This is a genomic window from Agrobacterium sp. LMR679, from assembly GCF_027157905.1.
GTDB lineage: Bacteria > Pseudomonadota > Alphaproteobacteria > Rhizobiales > Rhizobiaceae > Agrobacterium > Agrobacterium leguminum.
On the sequence record NZ_JAPVOJ010000001.1, the window covers coordinates 2,051,057 to 2,068,990 of the forward strand.

Here is a 17,934-nt window from a genome sequence, read left to right on the forward strand (position 1 = left end):
TTGGCAGCAGTGTTAGTTGACGGTGTAGGGAATGTCGGGAAGCGAAGCCGGGAACTGCGGCACCGGGCGCTTCATCCATTTGGCGTAGACTTTTTCGAGGTCGCCATTGGCCTTGATCTTGTCCAGATAGGCGTTCAGCGCTTCGTTCCAGTCCTTTTCGCCGGGGCGTGTGGCGGCGCTGTTGTAGAGGGTCACGAGGTCGAACTTCACCTCGTAATCCTTGCCGCCGGCAGCCGCGAGACGGTCGCCATAGAACTGGTTACCGCCGATCGCCTCGATCTGGCCCGACAGGATCGCCTGAATGGTGGCGGCATCGTCATCGAAGCGAAGGATATTCGCCTTGGTGCCAGCTCCTGCGGTCAAAGCCGTATCCATCGGGCTGGATTTCGGTGCGCCGACGGTCATTCCGGTCAGATCGTCGAAACCGGCGATCTTCTTGTCCTTTGTGGCATAGACCGACATGACATTATGCGCGTAGGGCTGCGCATATTGCACGTTCTTCGCCCGCTCCGGCGTCATTCCCATCGATGCGAACAGCGCATCGACCTTGCCGGTGCGAAGCGAAGGGATGCGGTTGGCGACGGCAAGCGGCACGAATTCCACCTTCAGCCCCAGATAATCCGCAAATCCCCTTGCGAGATCGGCGTCGTAACCCTCCTGAACGCCGGTGGAATTGATGAAACCCCAGGGCGCATTATCGCCCTGGATACCGATCACGACCTTGCCGCTGGCTTTTGCCTCGTCAAGCGTTCTCGCATCTGCCGCCACCGGAGTCAGAACCGGCAGCAAAGCTGCCGTCAGTCCCGCCGCAAGGGTTGCTCGCCAACCCGTCAGGGTTTTCAAGATTCTCATTGTTTCCTCCTCCCAAAATCCAGACGGAACCCGCCGTTACTTCACGGTGAACGGGATGTCGGGCAGGCTGTCCGGGAAGGCCGGGACTTCGCGCTTCATCCACTTGTCGTAGATCTTGGCGAGCTGGCCGTCGGACTTGATCTTGTCGAGGAAGGCGTTGACGGTTTCGTTCCAGTCCTTTTCGCCGGGGCGGGTGCCGGCGCCGTTGTAAAGCGTCGTCAGGTCGAATTTCGGCTCGTATTTGCCTTCGGCGGCCTTGTTCAGGCGGTCGCCATAAAACTGGTTGCCGCCGACGACCTCGACCTGGCCGGAAATCAGCGCCTGAATATTGGCGGCGTCATCGTCGAAGCGCAGGATATTGGCCTTGGAGCCAGCGCCTGCCGTGATCGAGGTGTCCATGGCGCTCGACTTCGGCACGCCGACAGCGATGCCGGTCAGATCGTCATAGCCGGCGATCTTCTTGTCCTTGGGGCCGTAGACGGAAAGCACGTTGCCGGCATAGGGCTTGGAATATTGAATGGTCTTGGCGCGTTCGGCCGTCATGCCCATGGTTGCGAACAGCAGGTCGACCTTGCCGGTCAGCAAAGCGGGGATGCGGTTGGCCACGGCGAGCGGTACGAATTCAACCTTGACGCCGAGATAATCGGCAAAGGCCTTGCCGATATCGGCGTCGAGACCATCCTGCACACCGCTGGAATTGACGAAGCCCCACGGCGAGTTATCACCCTGAATGCCGATGACGACCTTGCCCTTGGCCTTGGCCTCTTCCACCGTGCCGGCGAAAGCATCGACCGGCGCGACGAAGGGCAGGGCAACCGTTGCCGCGGCAAGCGCGAGCAGGGCGCGACGAGAGAATTTCATGCTGGTGGTTTTCATCTTTTGCTCCTCCTTACAAAGCTGATGAGATGATTTTGACTAGCGGGACGCGGCCTGTAGCCGCTTTTCTACACCGGCGCCCCACAGGGAAAGCGGCCAGCAGATCAGGAAATAGATGACACCGACGAGGGCGAAGACGGTGAGTGGGCGGAACGTCTGGTTGGAGACGATCTGGCCGGCGCGCGACAGCTCGACGAAGCCGACAATGGCCGCAAGCGAGGTGCCCTTGATGAGCTGCACGAGGAAACCGATGGTGGCCGGCAGCGAAATCTTGAAGGCCTGCGGCAAAACCACGTCCTTCATGCGCGAGATGTAATGCAGGCCGAGCGCATTGGCGGCTTCCGTCTGGCCTTTCGGCACCGCCTGGATGCCGCCGCGCCAGATTTCGCCGAGGAAGGCGCTTGCATGCAGCGTAAAAGCGATGGCGACCGCAATCCAGGCATCGACATTGAGGCCCGCAAGCGCCACGCCGTAATAGACCACGAAAAGCTGCATCAGGAGCGGCGTACCCTGAAAGACGGCGATGTAACCGGTGCTGGCGCGCTGGATTGCCGGGCTGTCCGCGACGCGGGCAAGCGCCACGCAAAGGCCGAAGACGCCGCCGCCGATAAAGCCGATGATGGTCAGCGCAAGCGTCCATTTCAGGCCTTGCAGCAGGAAGAAGAGTTCGTTGGGGCCAATGGATGCCATTGTCTTTTCCTCACTTGACCGGATAGCTGAAGGATGCGCGGGAGATGAGCGAGAAAATGCCCATCATCAGCGAGGAAATGACCAGATAAAGCAGCGTGATCGAGAAATAGACCTCGAAGGACCGGAAGGTATCCGCCTCGATCTTCTGCGCCACAGAGGTCAGCTCGTAAGCGGCGATCGAGGTGCAGACCGAGGTGGTCAGCGTCAGCATGATGAACTGGCTGGTGAGCGAGGGATAGACCGCCCGCAGCGCCGGCTTCAGGATGATGTGCCGGAAAATCTGCGCGCGGTGAAGGCCGAGCGCAAGCCCCGCCTCCACCTGCCCCTTGGGAATGGAATCGACCCCGCCGCGAATGATTTCAATCGCATAGGCGCCGCCGTTCAGAGCCAGCGCAATGATGGCGGTTACCGTCGGGTTGAGCTTGATGCCGATCTGCGGCAGGGCGAAGAAGATGAAGAATATCTGCACCAGAAACGGCGTGTTGCGGATTGTTTCCACAAAGCCGATGACGAGGCCGCGCAGCAGCTTGAAGCGCGAGCGGCGGGCGACGACGCCCAGAACGCCGATGACGGTGGCGAGCGACATGCCGGCAATCGCAAGGCCGATCGTTGCCAGACAGGCTAAAAGCAGCTCGGGCAGGCGGTCCATGACCGCCGAAAAATCGAGACTGTAAGACATTCTTCCTCCCAACCCGTTCGGGTCCGGACAGGCGTTTCGCCTTGTCCGCATCGCTTTGGAAACCTTGCGGCGCCAAAGCCCTCCATTTGTCGTTCACTGCCGCTGCAGGCTTCAAAACCCCTGTCGGCGGCAGGCTGTTAGTCTTAATGTTTGTACCAGTTAGTTCATTTTTGTGTCAAGCGGCATGTCCGGTTAAAAAGCAGCTTTCATGCTGTTTTTTCATTCTCTGGATTTTTGAATAAAGCCTTTTTTATCAATGACTAATGCGGAAAATCGCAAGCGCTTTCCACGCGTCGTCATGTTGCCTCCGGCCCGCCGTTCGGCAGCGCCCGGAAACCCTGTCTGCGCACGAAATCGACCGGCCTTGCGGCTAGAGTTTTTCCGCTTTTCCTGGAAATGCTCTAGTTTTCGCCTGTGCCCAGCCTGTCTATCTGCTCGGCCAATCGCTCGGCGATCAGCAGCGAGGCGCCGGTTGCCGTCACCATTTGCGGCAGCGACAGCCATTCCAGCATCCAGCCCGCGCCGGACCTTTCCTGTTCGTGCACGAGCGACTGGTGCAGGGCGGATATCTGCACGGCATTGAAGCGTGCGAGCGTCACCAGCGTTTCGGCATTGACCGGGTTCTGTTTGTGCGGCATGGCCGAGGAGCCGCCGCCGCCGGAGAGGCGGATTTCCGCACCGAGCTCGGCCATCAGCGCAATATCCTGCCCGAACTTGCCAAGCGCGCCGGTGATCAGCGAGAGCAGATTGGCGAATTCGGCGATGCCGTCGCGCTGGCTCTGCCATTGCGGCCTGTCGGCAAGGCCGAGCCGTTTTGCGAGATCGGTACGCACCGCTGCGGCATTGTCGCCAAGCTTTTCCAGCGTACCGGCCGCGCCGCCGAATTGCAGGGCGAAGCCGCTCTGCGTAAAACTTTCGAGCCGCAGCAGGTGGCGTTCCAGCGGCGCAGTCCAGCTCGCCGCCCGGTCGGCGACGGTGATGCCGATGGCGGCCTGCATGCGGGTATATCCCGTCAGCGGGTTGTGGCCGTCGCGGGAGGCAAGGTCTCCCAGCGTATCGATCAGGCGACCCAGCCGGGCGGAGATGATTTCCGCCGCAGCCTTCAGCCGCAACATCAGGCTGGTATCGATGACATCCTGGCTGGTGGCGCCGAAATGCACCCTGTCCGCCGCCTGAGCGGCGACCGCCGCGCGCATCTGCCGGATGAGTTCCGGAACTACGACGCCGTCCTTCGCGACGCCATGGCGAAGCGCGGTCATATCGGCGGCAAAGTCCGAAAGCCGCGAAACGATCGCTTCCGCCGCCTCCTCGGGGATGATGCCGGCCTGCGCTTCCGCCTGCGCCAGCCCCGTCTCGAAACGAATCATGGCGTCGATATCCGCTCTTGCCGAAAACAGCTCGACGATCTCGCTGTCGCCGAAGAGGCCTGATAAAAACGGATGCTCGAAGGGGGAAAGGCTCATCTTCCGTCTCGCTTTCTTTTGCGCATATCGTCGTCGCAAAACCGCTGCACACTTTTGCGCGATATGCGTCAGATATCGAAAAACACGGTTTCGCCTTCGCCCTGAAGGCGGATATCGAAACGATAGACGTTGCCTTCCTCTTTTTTGGCGACAAGCGTGGCGATGCGGCTTTTCTGCTCGATGCGGGCGAGAACCGGGTCGGCGGCATTGGCCTCCTGTTCTTCCGGGAAATACATGCGGGTCTGCAGGCCGATATTGATGCCGCGGGCGACGATCCAGAAGGTGATATGCGGCGCCATCGGCCGGCCGTCGCGGAACGGCACCTTGCCGGGCTTGATGGTTTCGAAGACGAATTCGCCCGTATCCATGTCGCCGGGCGAGCGGCCCCAGCCGATGAAATTCGGATCGGCCTTGCCGCGCGTTTCGCTGGGGCTGTTGTAATAACCGTCGGTATCGGCCTGCCAGATTTCGATCAGCGCGTCCTTCAGCGCCATTCCGGCCCCGTCATAAACCGTGCCGCGCACACTGATGCGCTCACCGCGCGCCTTGTCGTTATAAAGCGGACCGGAACCGAGATCCTTTTCGAACACGCCCTCGATGCCGACGAAATTCGGCGTGCAGCCGATATGCACATAGGGGCCTGCCGTCTGCGAGGCGGTCTCTTTGAAATAATTGAGCGACTGAACCATGGTCAGTTGCCCTCCATGCGGTTTTCGAAAAGGGTCGAGCGGCGGCCGCGCAGCACGATATCGAACTTATAGGCCAGCATGTCCATCGGCAGCGTCGCATTCATGTCCAGCGGCGCGATCAGTCTTCTGATCGCATCCTCATCCGGAATGGTCTTGACGATGGGACATTTCCAGATCAGCGGGTCGCCTTCGAAATACATCTGGGTGATGAGCCGCTGGGCAAAGCCGTGGCCGAAGACCGAGAAATGAATATGGGCCGGCCGCCAGTCATTGACCCCGTTCGGCCAGGGGTAAGCACCCGGCTGGATGGTCTTGAACCAGTAATAACCGTTCTCATCGGTGATCGTGCGGCCAACGCCGCCGAAGTTCGGATCGATGGCGGCGAGGTAGCTTTCCTTCTTGTGGCGGTAGCGGCCGCCGGCATTGGCCTGCCAGAATTCCACCAGCGCGCCATCCACGCCGCGGCCGCGCTCGTCCAGCACCCGGCCGTGCACCAGAATGCGCGGACCGACCGGCATTTCGCCGGGGCGGGCATAGTTGAGGATGAGGTCGTTATCCAGCGGGTTCAGCATGCCATGGCCGAAGACGGGACCGGTGATCTCGCTTTTGGTGCCCTCAAGCGAAATCAGCGCGCGCTGCGGCGAGCGCAGGATCGAGGTCTTGTAGCCGGGCGCATAGGCGAGCGGATGAATATCGCGGTTGCGTGCGAAGAACGGTCCGGTTTCCGGCGGCTGGTTGCTCATTTCATCTCCTCCTCATCGCCAGAATTATAAGTGCCAGAATTATCAGGGGAACTATCGGCTTTCATGCTGGCCAGGGCAAGCTTGGCGATCTTGAAAGCATGGTTGGCGGCGGGCACGCCGGCATAGATCGCCACATGCAGCAGCGCCTCGCGAATATCCGCCTCGGTGGCGCCGGTATTGGCGGTGGCGCGCACATGCATGGCCAGCTCTTCGTCCTGCCCGAGTGCGGCGAGCAGGGCGATGGTCACCATCGAGCGCTCGCGCTTCGTCCAGTGGTTGCCGGACCACACCGTGCCCCAGGCGGCTTCGGTGATGAGCTGCTGGAAAGGCTGGTCGAAACCGGACGTCATGGTCTGCGCCCGGTCGACATGGGCGTCACCGAGCACGGAGCGGCGGGTCTTCATGCCCTGTTCGAAACGTTCGTTCTTGTCGATATGGTCCGCCATCGGTCAATGCTCCGGCAAGGTATTGAGAAAAATGCACGCCGCCTGCGCATAGGTGAGCGGCTGTTCAAGGCAGGGAATATGGCCGCAGCCGGCAATGGTGACGAAGCGGCTTGCGGGAATGAGGCCCGCCAGCGATTGCACCAACGCGGGCGGAGTGGAACCATCCTGATCACCCGCAACACAAAGCGTTGGCACCGCGATGCGCCCGGCGGCTTCGGTGAAATCCGCATCGCGGATGGCGGCGCAGGTTCCGCTATAGCCGGCTTCCGGCTGTTGCGAGAGCATGTTGCGCGCGCCTGCATAGGCGGCATTGTCAGGCTGACGGAAGGCGGGTGTGAACCAGCGCTCCATGACGGGATCGACCAGCGAGACGAGGCCGTCCGCGGCGATCTTGTCGATGCGGGCGTTCCACATCTCGGCGGTGCCGATCCTGTGGGCAGTGTTGCTGAGCACCAGAGCGCGCACCAGGTCGGGACGGCGGGCATAAAGCCCCTGCGCGATCAGGCCGCCCACCGACAGGCCCCAGAGGATCGCGCGCTTCACGCCAAGATGATCGAGGAGTGCGATCAGATCGCCGGCATGATCGTCGATGGAATAGGGAGCATGCCCGACATCGGAAAGCCCGTGGCCGCGCTTGTCGTGCAGCACATAGGCATAATCATCGCCGAGCGCTTCGATCACCGCATCCCAGATGCGAAAATCGGTGCCGAGCGAATTGATGAAGGCGATGACCGGCTTGCCTGTGCCCAGTCCCTTGACGCGGTAATGGATCACGGTCTCGCCGCAGCGCAGAAAATGCATGATGTGCTCCTCCTGCCGGGGATATTGCAAGCGGGTTCCGGTTAAGTAAAATGACATTATCGAAGAAAATCATAACCTGTGGATTATATGAGCGATGGTCGATCAGCGTATCAAGTTCCGGCACCTGCAGACTTTCGTGGAGGTGGCGCGGCAGAAAAGCGTCATCCGCGCTGCGGAAATCCTGCATGTCAGCCAGCCGGCGGTGACGAAGACGATCCGTGAACTGGAAGATATTCTCGGCGTCTCGCTGTTCGACCGGGAAGGGCGCGGCATCCGCATCAGCCGTTATGGCGAGGTGTTCCTGCGCCATGCCGGCGCGACGATGACAGCGCTCAGGCAGGCGGTCGATTCGGTATCGCAGGAGGCGGCGCGCGCTGGTCCGCCGGTGCGGGTCGGCGCTCTGCCCACGGTTTCGGTGAGAATCATGCCGAAGGCGATGGCCGGTTTTCTGGCCGAAAAAACCGGCAGCCCGGTGAAGATTGTCACGGGCGAAAACGCCGTGCTGCTGGAGCAGTTGCGCGTCGGCGATCTCGATCTTGTTGTCGGCCGCCTTGCCGCGCCGCAGAAAATGGCGGGTTTTTCCTTCGAGCATCTCTATTCGGAAAAGGTGCGCTTCGTGGTGCGCGCCGGCCATCCGCTGTTGTCACCCGGCCTTTCGGTGTTCGATCACCTGCATGAATATCCGGTGCTGATGCCGACGCGCCAATCGGTCATCGGCCCTGTCGTCGAGCAGTTTTTGATCGCCAACGGCGTGCCGGCCCTGCCGATCCGCATCGAAACCGTGTCCGACGCTTTCGGCCGCGCCTTCCTGCGCACCAGCGATGCGATCTGGATCATCTCGGAAGGCGTGGTGGCGGCGGATGTGGCGGATGGCATCCTCGCAATCCTGCCCGTCGAGACCGGCGATACCAGCGGCCCGGTGGGGCTGACGGTGAGGGCCGATACGCAGCCCTCGCTGCCACTGTCGCTTCTGATGCAGGCTATTCGCGAGGCGGCGGGAGAGTTGCTGGATGGGAGGGCGGAGGCCGGTTCTTGAGATGAGGGTGAGAGCCGGAAAAGTCTGAGAACCTCTCCTCCGTCATTCCGGCCTTGAGCCGGAATCCAGCCACGGCGCGTTCTGCGCCGTGAAAAGAGTCTTTTGCGATCAATGACTTGATCGCGCTGGACCCCGGATCAGGTCCGGGGTGACGGGTGTGGAAACGGTAGAGATAAAAGCCGCGTGTCTGGGGCAGCCCCTAATAGGGAAGCCCCACATAATTCTCCGCAAGCGCGGTGGAAGCGGCGCGCGATTGCACGAGGTAGTCCAGCTCCGCTTCCTGAATGCGCTGGCCGAAATCCCCCGTATCGGGAAAACGATGCATCATCGTCGTCATCCACCACGAGAAGCGCACGGCCTTCCAGACGCGGGAAAGCGCCTTCTGCGAATAGCCGTCGATGCCGGCCTGCGACCTGTCGCGATAAAACTCGATCAGCGCCTCGCTCAGATAATGCACATCGCTGGCCGCAAGGTTGAGACCCTTGGCGCCCGTCGGCGGCACGATATGGGCGGCGTCTCCGGCCAGAAACAGCCTTCCGAACCGCATCGGTTCACAGACGAAGGACCGGAGCGGCGCGATGGATTTTTCGAATGACGGGCCGGTGACCATCACATCGGCATGGTTTTCCGGCAGGCGACGGCGGATTTCGTCCCAGAAGCGCTCGTCGCTCCAGTCCTCCGGCCGGTCCTCCAGCGAACATTGAATGTAATAACGGCTGCGGGTGTGCGAGCGCATGGAACAGAGCGCAAAGCCGCGCGGATGGTTGGCATAGATGAGTTCGTGGTTGACGGGGGGCACCTCAGCCAGAATGCCGAGCCAGCCGAAAGGATAGACCTTCTCGAATTCCTTGATCGCGCCCTGAGGCACCGATTTGCGGCTCACCCCGTGGAAGCCGTCGCAGCCGGCGATGAAATCGCAATCGATCCGGTGGCTTACGCCGTCTTTCTGATAGGTGACATAGGGGCTTGCGCCATCGAAATCATGCGGTTCGACATTGCCGGCATCGTAGATGGTCACAAGGTTTACCGCTTCGCGGACATCCATCAGGTCATGGGTCACCTCGGTCTGGCCGTAGACCATCACATGGCTGCCGCCGGTCAGGTCGAAGAGATCGATACGGTGGTCGCGACCGTCGAAGGTCAGCGAAAATCCGTCATGCGGCAGGCCTTCCCGGTGCAGGCGTTTGTCCGCGCCGACCTTTTCCATGAGCTGCACCGTGCCTTCTTCCAGCACGCCGGCGCGGACACGGCCGAGAATGTAATCCTTGCTGACCCGGTCGAGAATGACGGTCTCGACGCCTTCTCTGGCCAGAAGCTGGCCAAGCAGAAGCCCCGAGGGGCCGGAGCCGATGATGACGACCTGGGTGCGCATTGTTTCCTCCCGAACTTGTCTCCTATCAAGAAATTGACCAAGGGACGCGGCAAGCTCAATGGACTTTCTGATCGGCAAATTGCACAATCCGACCATTGTGCGGAGGAGCGAAGGAACATGCGGCTTGCTGCGAGTGAGGGTTTGTATGGCGAAGAAGCGGTGCAAGGCACTGATTTTCGCTTTCATTGCGAGACGCTTTTTTCCAGAAGCAGCCTTCACCGCTTTGAAATCGGCCTGCACCGTCACGCTGCCTTTCAGCAAATCTTGTACATTTGGGGTGGCGAGGGCGATGCGCTGCTGGATGGCCGCATCGAGGCGATCCGCCCGCCGGTCGCCATTGTCGTGCCGCCGGGTTTCGAACATGGATTCCGGTTTTCACGCGATATTGGCGGGGTGATCGTTACCGTGCTGCCGGGCGCCCTGCCGGCATCGGTGCAGGCGCTGTTGCTGCGGAATTTCCCGCGGCCTGTCCTGTTGCCGTTGCGGGATTTTACCGATGGCGAACGCCTGCACAGCGGGTTCGAGCAGATTTCCGCAGAATATGAAACACGCGAGACAGGCCGGGATGCGATCATCGAAGGTCAACTGGCCATCGTGACGGCGCTTCTGGCGCGGGCGGCGCGGCCGCTGCTGGAAGGAACCGGCGAAGGTGTTGCGGAGCAGCGTTTCGAACTTTTGCTGTCACTGATTGCCCGCCATATTCGCGAGCCGCAAAAGGCGGAGTTTTATGCGAAAAAGCTCGGTCTTTCCGAGACCCATCTCAACCGTTTGGTCCGCTCCGTTTCCGGCCTCAGCCTGCAGCGGCTGATCGCTAAGCGTCAGATCGAGATTGCCCAACAAGAGCTGATCTTTACCGTTTCCAGCGTGCAGATGATCGCTGAAGGGTTGGGCTTTGCCGATCCGGCTTATTTCAACCGGTTCTTCAAGCGCGAGACCGGCATGACCCCGCGCGCCTGGCGGCTGGCGGAGCAGCGGAAAATGGGGGATTCCGGGGCGCGGCAGGTGCCGCTTCAGACCAGCATTCTTGCCATTTCCCGTTGAACGGCAAGAAGCGCGGGCAGGTATCGCTCCACGAGGTCCTCCATCGAGGCGACCGAGGCGGCAAGCCCGACATTAAGGGCGGCAACCGTCTGGCCGCGCATGGTTTTCAGCGGCACCGCGATGGAGCGAAGGCCGATCTCGACCTCCTGATCGATCAGCGCATAACCGCGATGGCCCGTGGCCTCGATTTCGGCGAGCAGGGCGTCCATCTGGTAATGGTCCTTTCCGTGCGCGCCGCCAGCCGGGAGGCTTCGAGAATGTCGCGCTGCCGCTCGGCCGTCTGCGCCGAAAGGAGAACGCGGCCCATGGAGGTGCAATAGGCGGGCAGGCGCGAACCCGGCATCAGCGCAATCGACATCACCCGCTGCTGCGCGGCGCGGGCCACATAAACGATCTCGGTCTCATCCAGAATGGAGACGGAGGTGCTCTGTCCGATCTCTTCGGAAAGTCGGTCGAGCAGCGGCTGCACGATGCGCGGTAGCGGCATGGTGGCCAGACAGCCGGTGCCAAGGCGCAGCACCTTCGGCGTCACGGTAAAGAACTTGCCGTCATAAGCGGCATAACCGAGTTCCGAAAGCGTCAGCAGGCAACGCCGCGTCGTGGCGCGGTCCAGCCCGGCGATCTCGGCGGCATCGGAAATCGACAGGCGCGGCCGCTCGGCGCTGAAGGCTTCGATGACCCGCAATCCCTTGGCGAGACCGCCCATTATGTCTCTTTCGCTGACGGCCATGCCCAAGCTCCATTTGTGCGATATACGAACAAAAATCATATAACGCACAAAATCCTTGCCGTCGAGGCGATTTCGGCGTTACCTCATGGCCACGCAGCCTTGCCGGTTCCATCCGCTCGGCTGGATGGAGGTTTTAATGGACAAGACAATCAAGAGCGCTAGAGATGCGCTTTCCGGCATCGGTGACGGTGCGACGATCATGATCGGCGGTTTCGGCGGCTCCGGCGCGCCCATCGAGCTGATCCATGCACTGATCGACAAGGGCCCAAAGAACCTGACGGTCATCAACAACAATGCCGGCAACGGCCGCATCGGCATCGCCGCGATGATTGATGCCGGCATGGTCAAAAAGATGATCTGCTCCTTCCCGCGCTCTTCCGATCCGCGCGCCTTTACAGACCGCTATCTGGCCGGTGAAATCGAGCTGGAACTGGTGCCGCAGGGCACGCTCGCCGAGCGCATCCGCGCTGGCGGCGCCGGTATTCCGGCCTTCTACACCCCGACCGGCTTCGGCACGGAACTGGCGCAAGGCAAGGTCATCGCGGAATTCGACGGCCGGTCCTACGTTCAGGAACGCTGGCTGAAGGCGGATTTCGCCATCGTCAAGGCCGAGCTTGGCGATACCTATGGCAACCTCACCTACAACAAGGCGGGCCGCAATTTTAACCCGCTGATGTGCATGGCCGCGAAGACCACCATTGCACAGGTCTCGAAGATCGTCGAAGCTGGTAAGATCGATCCGGAGCATGTCGTCACGCCAGGCATTTTCGTGAACGGCGTCGTGGAAATCCCCGATCCGCAACAGGAAGAAGTCCTCATTCGCGCCGGAGTGGCCTACGCATGACCCAGACCATCGACACCCGCGAAGACATCAAGCTTTCCAACGCCCAGATCGCATGGCGCGCGGCGCAGGACATCGAGGATGGCGCTTACGTCAATCTCGGCATCGGCTTTCCTGAAATGGTGGCGCGTTACCAACCGCCCGGCCGTCAGGCGATCTTTCATACCGAAAACGGCATCCTGAATTTCGGCGAAGCGCCGCCGGAAGGCGAAGAGGACTGGAACCTCATCAATGCCGGCAAGAAGGCCGTGACGCTGAAGCCGGGTGCGGCCTTCTTCCACCATGCCGACAGCTTCGCCATGGTGCGCGGCGGGCATCTGGATGTGGCGATCCTCGGGGCCTACCAGGTGGCGCAGAATGGCGATCTCGCCAATTGGCGTGTCGGCTCCAAGGGCGTGCCGGCCGTCGGCGGCGCCATGGATCTGGTGCATGGCGCCAAGCAGGTCTTCGTCATCACCGAACATGTAACCAAGAATGGCGAACCGAAGCTCGTTGAAAAATGCGCTTTTCCGCTGACCGGCGTCGGCTGCATCACCCGCATTTATACCAGCCATGCTGTCATCGACGTGGTGGATGGCCGTTTCGTGCTGCGTGAAAAACTGCCGGCGATGACCTTCGATGAATTGCAGGCCATGACCGGAGCGCCTTTGGCGGTCGATGGCGAGGTCGCCGATCTCGTCGCCCCGGAACTTTGAGGAAAAACCGATGACCGACGCATTCATCTGCGACTATATCCGCACGCCCATCGGCCGCTTCGGCGGCGCGCTTTCTTCGGTGCGGGCCGACGATCTTGGCGCGGTACCGCTGAAGGCGCTTGTCGAGCGCAACCCGTCCGTCGACTGGGAAGCGGTCGAAGATGTGATCTTCGGCTGCGCCAACCAGGCGGGCGAGGATAACCGCAACGTCGCACGCATGTCGCTGCTGCTTGCCGGCCTGCCGGTTTCGGTGACCGGAACGACGATCAACCGGCTGTGCGGTTCGGGCATGGACGCCCTCATCGCAGCTGCCCGCGCCGTGAAATCGGGCGAGGCGGAATTGATGATCGCCGGCGGCGTGGAAAGCATGAGCCGCGCGCCCTTCGTTCTGCCGAAGGCGGAGAGCGCCTTTTCGCGCAATGCCGAAATCTACGACACCACCATTGGCTGGCGTTTCGTCAACCCGCTGATGAAGGCGCAATATGGCGTCGATTCCATGCCGGAAACCGGCGATAACGTCGCCATTGACTATCATGTCTCCCGCGAGGATCAGGACGCCTTCGCCGTTCGCAGCCAGCAGAAGGCGGCTGACGCGCAGGCCAATGGTCGCCTTGACAGGGAAATCGTGTCCGTGACCATTCCGCAGCGCAAGGGCGATCCGCTGGTGGTATCGAAGGATGAACACCCGCGTGCGACCAGCCTTGAAGCGCTGGCGAAGCTGAAGCCGGTCAACAGGCGCGATGGCGCGACGGTGACGGCGGGCAATGCTTCCGGCGTCAATGACGGCGCGGCCGCACTCATCGTCGCATCGGCGGAGGCCGCGAAGAAATACGGGCTCACGCCGATTGCCCGTATTCTCGGCGGTGCCGCTGCCGGCGTGCCGCCGCGCGTCATGGGCATCGGCCCGGCCCCGGCCTCCGCGAAGCTGCTGGCCCGGCTCGGGCTGAAGCAGGAACAGCTCGACGTGATCGAGCTGAACGAGGCTTTCGCGAGCCAGGGTCTTGCGACGCTGAGGCAGCTCGGCATTGCGGATGATGATGCGCGGGTGAATGCCAATGGCGGCGCCATCGCGCTCGGCCATCCGCTCGGCATGTCCGGTGCCCGCATTGCCGGCACGGCGGCGCTCGAACTTTCGCTGACCGGCAAGCGTCTCGCGCTCGCCACCATGTGCATCGGCGTCGGGCAGGGTATTGCCGTGGCGCTGGAACGGGTCTGACGGGATAGCGGCTTCAGCATCGTGATATCGGTGCTAATGCCGCCGTAAAACGGTATGAATGCCCGCTGCCGCAGCTTCCTTACGTGTGACAGTGGCCATTCAGGTTACTCGGCAGGTGATTTTTTCGCTCTGACACATCCCAGCCCTCCCTCATTCCTGTGCTTGTCACAGGAATCCAGCCGACGCGCGTCTGCGCGGCGGAAAGACTCCTCTCAGCCCAAGGACTTGGGCTGGCTGGATCTCTGTGACAAGCACAGAGATGAGGGGAGGAGGCGTGCTGGGCCAAGCAAGCCGGCCCTGCGATGCAGGCCCCGGTCGATTATTCCCTGATAAAGTACTCCACGCTCTTATCCCTCTGCACATGTTGGATTCCATCATAATCCGTGACATGTTTTGCGAGATATGACAGGAATCTTTCCGTCTATGGAGTGCCCGCATGAAACGACCGACCATCACAGATGTTGCGACAGCCGCCGGCGTCAGCGTCGCCACCGTCGACCGTGTGCTGAACGGGCGTCTGCCGGTGCGGGAGGAAACCTCGCGGCGGGTGTTCGAGGCGGCGGAGAAGATCGGTTTTCACGCCACCAACATCATCCGCCAGCGCATGCTGGCCGACATGCCGTCCTATAGTCTCGGCATCATCCTGCGCAAGGAACGGCACGCCTTCTACCAGACCTTTGCCGACGAGCTGGAGCTTGCGGCGCGTAACGTGAGGGATCGTCATCTCAATCTGCGTATCGAATTTGCCCAGTCGGGCGAGCCGAGCGAGCTTGCGGCCCTTCTAACGGGCATGAAGGGCCGCGTGCAGGCCGTGGCGGCCACCGGGCCGGACCATCACGATGTCACCGCCGCCGTCGAGGCCCTGAAGGCGAAGGGCATTCCGACATTTTCGCTGCTTTCGGATTTCGCGCAGGGGGTGCGGGAAGCTTATCTCGGCGCCAACAACATGAAAGTCGGGCGCACGGCGGCCTGGATGATCTCGCGGCTGGCGCGCAGCAGGGGCAAGGTGCTTTTGCTGCTCGGCGGTCACCGTTTTCACGGTCATTCGCTGCGCGAGACCGGCTTTCGCAGCTATATGCGGGAATATGCGCCGGAATTCGAGGTGATGGATGCGCTGATCACACTGGAAACCCGGCGGCTGACCTATGAGCTGGTGATGGACACCATCGCCAAGCACAAGGATCTGGTTGGCATCTATTGCATCGGCGGCGGCATGGAAGGCGTCATCGAGGCCCTGCAGCAGGAAAACCGGCAGGAGGCCATCGTCTGTCTTGTGAATGAACTGACGCCCGAATCCCGTCAGGCGCTGCTGGAAAAGCGTATCAGCGGCATATTCCAGACGCCGCTCCGTGAGTTATGCGCGGACCTCATCACCACCATGGTTCACAGCATTGAACATGGCATGGCGGAAACGCCGGGACAGCGGTTTGTACCCGCCCATCTGTGGGTTCCTGAAAGCCTTTGATGGTTTGATAGATTCTATCATAAATTCCGCGTCTCTTTCTATCAGCCTTGATGGTTTCGGCTGCCGCTGACCCGTTGACGCCGGGCCGGGACTGGGAAATCTTGCCTGCGTGTGGAGCGGGCAGGAGGCTGATCCACGATAATAACGATGTTTCGGATTGCTTCAGGCTGCGGACTTCTCTTCGCGGCGACGGGTATTTTTTGCCGGCAAACGGTAGCGGCGCGATGGGCGCTGGACCGTGCAACCGGTTCTTTTCAAGGGTTTTGGAGGAGAACGACATGAAAAGACATTTCGCGATTGCAGCGCTCGCCACCATGCTGGCGACGACCGCCTCGGCGGAAACCATCGGCGTTTCGATGGCCCTGTTCGACGATAATTTCCTGACCGTGCTGCGCAACGGCATGATCGATTATTCCAAGGGCATGAGCGGCGTTTCGCTGCAGATCGAGGATGCGCAGAACGATGTCGGCAAGCAGTTGAGCCAGGTGCAGAACTTCGTCGCCGCCGGTGTCGACGCCATCATCGTCAACCCGGTGGATACGGATGCGACCGTGGCGCTTTCGCAGGCTGCCGCTGCCGCCGGCATTCCGCTCGTTTATGTCAACCGCCAGCCAGTCAACCTCGACAGCCTGCCGGAAAAACAGGCCTTCGTTGCCTCCGATGAAAAGCAGTCCGGCACCCTGCAGACGCAGGAAGTCTGCCGCCTGCTGAAGGCCGCCGGCAAGGCGGAAGCGAAGGCGGTGGTGATGATGGGCGAGCTTTCCAACCAGGCGGCCCGCATGCGCACGCAGGATATCAAGGATGTGGTGGCGACGCCCGATTGCAGCTTCATCAAGCTTGTCGAGGAGCAATCCGCCAACTGGTCGCGCACTCAAGGCTCGGACCTGATGACCAACTGGCTTTCGGCCGGGGTGCAGTTCGATGCGGTGATTTCCAACAATGACGAAATGGCGATCGGCGCGATACAGTCGCTGAAGGCGGCCGGCCGATCGATGGATGACGTCATCATCGCCGGCATCGACGCCACGCAGGATGCGCTTGCCGCCATGGCGGCGGGTGAGCTGGATGTGAGCGTTTTCCAGAATGCCGCCGGTCAGGGCAAGGGCGCGGTTGATACGGCGCTGAAACTGGCAAAGGGGGATGCGGTGGACAAGAAGGTTTTCGTACCCTTCGAACTGGTCACACCCGCAAACCTCAAGGACTATCAGGCCAAGAACTGAGACCGTTCGGGCCTGACAATGACGTGATAGACCGAAGATGCTGAAGGCGGGGGGAGGATATTCCGGCTTCAGCGATATCAGTGCGATTGAACCAGCGGAAGTTTTCCGCGGGAGGAAAGACCTTGAAAAACCTGTTGATGGCGACTGCGCTCTGCATTTTCGCAACGCCTGCCCTTGCCGAGACCCGTGTTGCGGTCTCCATGACATCGTTCGACAATCCGTTCCTGACGATTTTGCTTAACGGTATCAGGGCTGAGGCCGGGCGTGACAAGAACATCGAGCTTCTGGTGGAGGACGCCCAGCTCGATCCTTCGAAACAGCTCAATCAGGTGCAGAATTTCATCGCCAACGGTGTCGATGCGATCATCGTCAATGCCGTGGATGGCGATGCCACCACCGCGATCACCAAGGCCGCATCCGCCGCAAAAATCCCGCTCGTTTATGTCAATCACCCGCCGGCAGAACTCGAAACCGGCCTGCCTGATGGGACGGCCTTCGTCGGTTCCAACGAACTCGATTCCGGCACCATGGAGGCGGAAGCCGCCTGCAAGCTGATGGGCGGCAAGGGCAAGGCCGTCATCCTGATGGGACCATTGGAAAACCACGCGGCGCTGGTGCGCACCAAGGATGTCGAAACGGTATTTTCCAAGCCGGAATGCAAGATCGAAATCCTCGAAAAGCAGACGGCGAACTGGAGCCGGACGCAGGCGCAGGACCTCGTTTCCTCCTGGCTGACGGCGGGCATCCAGTTCGATGCCGTGATCGCCAATAATGATGAAATGGCGATCGGCGCCGCGCAGGCGCTCAAGGCAGCGGGTGTTTCCATGAAGGATGTCGTCATCGCCGGCATCGACGCCACGCCCGACGGCCTTGCCGCCATGCAGGCTGGCGATCTCGACATTACCGTCTACCAGAATGCGACGAAGCAGGGCGAAGTCTCGGTTCAGACGGCGGTGAAGGCCGCTGCCGGGCAAAGCACTGAGAAGACGCTTTGGGTGCCCTTCGAACTCGTCACCCCGGAAAACATGACCGCCTACGCCAAATAAGCGGGGGCTTCGGCCCCGGTCCATCTATCACTC

At 61.2% G+C, this 17,934-nt stretch carries 18 protein-coding genes and 1 pseudogene; 8 read left to right on the forward strand and 11 right to left on the reverse strand.

The features are described from left to right. Positions 1-12 precede the first annotated feature (12 nt). From O3W47_RS09520 to pcaD, 9 genes are all read right to left on the reverse strand, one after another. Entirely contained in the window at positions 13-852 is an 840-nt protein-coding gene (locus O3W47_RS09520; RefSeq protein ID WP_080853540.1) for a transporter substrate-binding domain-containing protein, read from the reverse strand. A 36-nt stretch (positions 853-888) separates the two neighbouring features. Continuing rightward, positions 889-1,728, reverse strand: a complete 840-nt coding sequence (locus O3W47_RS09525; RefSeq protein WP_135397449.1) for a transporter substrate-binding domain-containing protein — start codon at positions 1,726-1,728, stop codon at positions 889-891. 39 nt (positions 1,729-1,767) lie between these two features. Next, positions 1,768-2,418, reverse strand: coding sequence for an amino acid ABC transporter permease (locus O3W47_RS09530; RefSeq protein ID WP_135397451.1), 651 nt, complete (start codon positions 2,416-2,418; stop codon positions 1,768-1,770). A gap of 10 nt (positions 2,419-2,428) precedes the next feature. After that, positions 2,429-3,097: an amino acid ABC transporter permease gene (locus O3W47_RS09535; protein ID WP_003519808.1), complete on the reverse strand. Its 669-nt coding sequence runs from the start codon at positions 3,095-3,097 to the stop codon at positions 2,429-2,431. Positions 3,098-3,498: 401 nt separating this feature from the next. Further along, positions 3,499-4,560, reverse strand: a complete 1,062-nt coding sequence (locus tag O3W47_RS09540) for a 3-carboxy-cis,cis-muconate cycloisomerase (protein ID WP_269313550.1) — start codon at positions 4,558-4,560, stop codon at positions 3,499-3,501. Between the two features lie 68 nt (positions 4,561-4,628). Next, positions 4,629-5,249 carry a protocatechuate 3,4-dioxygenase subunit alpha gene (gene pcaG / locus O3W47_RS09545; protein WP_174023783.1) on the reverse strand — a complete coding sequence of 207 codons (621 nt, stop codon included), beginning with the start codon at positions 5,247-5,249 and terminating at the stop codon, positions 4,629-4,631. Positions 5,250-5,251: 2 nt separating this feature from the next. Next, positions 5,252-5,992: a protocatechuate 3,4-dioxygenase subunit beta gene (gene pcaH / locus O3W47_RS09550; protein WP_003505508.1), complete on the reverse strand. Its 741-nt coding sequence runs from the start codon at positions 5,990-5,992 to the stop codon at positions 5,252-5,254. Further along, positions 5,989-6,438, reverse strand: coding sequence for a 4-carboxymuconolactone decarboxylase (gene pcaC / locus O3W47_RS09555; protein ID WP_269313551.1), 450 nt, complete (start codon positions 6,436-6,438; stop codon positions 5,989-5,991). The genes pcaH and pcaC overlap by 4 nt, the downstream gene beginning before the upstream one ends. Positions 6,439-6,441: 3 nt before the next feature. Further along, positions 6,442-7,239 (reverse strand): 3-oxoadipate enol-lactonase, encoded by a 798-nt coding sequence (gene pcaD, locus O3W47_RS09560; protein WP_269313552.1) that lies wholly within the window; start codon positions 7,237-7,239, stop codon positions 6,442-6,444. Between the two features lie 94 nt (positions 7,240-7,333). Here pcaD and pcaQ point away from each other — a divergent pair, with 94 nt between their 5' ends. Next, positions 7,334-8,275: a pca operon transcription factor PcaQ gene (gene pcaQ / locus O3W47_RS09565; protein ID WP_080819052.1), complete on the forward strand. Its 942-nt coding sequence runs from the start codon at positions 7,334-7,336 to the stop codon at positions 8,273-8,275. A gap of 199 nt (positions 8,276-8,474) precedes the next feature. On the opposite strand, the gene pobA is transcribed toward pcaQ, so the two are convergent. Next, entirely contained in the window at positions 8,475-9,647 is a 1,173-nt protein-coding gene (gene pobA / locus O3W47_RS09570) for a 4-hydroxybenzoate 3-monooxygenase (protein ID WP_269313553.1), read from the reverse strand. Between the two features lie 117 nt (positions 9,648-9,764). On the opposite strand from pobA, the gene O3W47_RS09575 reads away from it, so the two are divergent. Beyond that, positions 9,765-10,688: a helix-turn-helix domain-containing protein gene (locus tag O3W47_RS09575; RefSeq protein WP_137453984.1), complete on the forward strand. Its 924-nt coding sequence runs from the start codon at positions 9,765-9,767 to the stop codon at positions 10,686-10,688. Here the strand turns inward: O3W47_RS09575 and O3W47_RS09580 are convergent. Beyond that, positions 10,658-11,418: pseudogene (locus tag O3W47_RS09580) on the reverse strand (IclR family transcriptional regulator). The gene O3W47_RS09575 and the pseudogene O3W47_RS09580 sit on opposite strands and share 31 nt — an antisense overlap. A gap of 136 nt (positions 11,419-11,554) precedes the next feature. Here O3W47_RS09580 and O3W47_RS09585 point away from each other — a divergent pair. The 6 genes from O3W47_RS09585 to O3W47_RS09610 all read left to right on the forward strand — a co-directional run bounded on the left by O3W47_RS09585 (position 11,555) and on the right by O3W47_RS09610 (position 17,901). Further along, entirely contained in the window at positions 11,555-12,262 is a 708-nt protein-coding gene (locus O3W47_RS09585; protein WP_269313555.1) for a 3-oxoacid CoA-transferase subunit A, read from the forward strand. Next, complete coding sequence (locus O3W47_RS09590; protein ID WP_059758412.1) at positions 12,259-12,954, forward strand: CoA transferase subunit B; 696 nt, start codon at positions 12,259-12,261, stop codon at positions 12,952-12,954. The genes O3W47_RS09585 and O3W47_RS09590 overlap by 4 nt, the downstream gene beginning before the upstream one ends. Positions 12,955-12,964: 10 nt before the next feature. Continuing rightward, positions 12,965-14,170 (forward strand): 3-oxoadipyl-CoA thiolase, encoded by a 1,206-nt coding sequence (pcaF, locus tag O3W47_RS09595; protein WP_269313556.1) that lies wholly within the window; start codon positions 12,965-12,967, stop codon positions 14,168-14,170. A gap of 436 nt (positions 14,171-14,606) precedes the next feature. Continuing rightward, complete coding sequence (locus O3W47_RS09600) at positions 14,607-15,635, forward strand: LacI family DNA-binding transcriptional regulator (RefSeq protein WP_269313557.1); 1,029 nt, start codon at positions 14,607-14,609, stop codon at positions 15,633-15,635. Positions 15,636-15,913: 278 nt separating this feature from the next. After that, on the forward strand, positions 15,914-16,855 hold the full coding sequence (locus O3W47_RS09605; RefSeq protein ID WP_080857939.1) for a sugar ABC transporter substrate-binding protein: 942 nt from the start codon (positions 15,914-15,916) through the stop codon (positions 16,853-16,855). A 137-nt stretch (positions 16,856-16,992) separates the two neighbouring features. Further along, positions 16,993-17,901 (forward strand): sugar ABC transporter substrate-binding protein, encoded by a 909-nt coding sequence (locus O3W47_RS09610; protein ID WP_269313726.1) that lies wholly within the window; start codon positions 16,993-16,995, stop codon positions 17,899-17,901. The last annotated feature ends 33 nt before the right edge of the window (positions 17,902-17,934 follow it).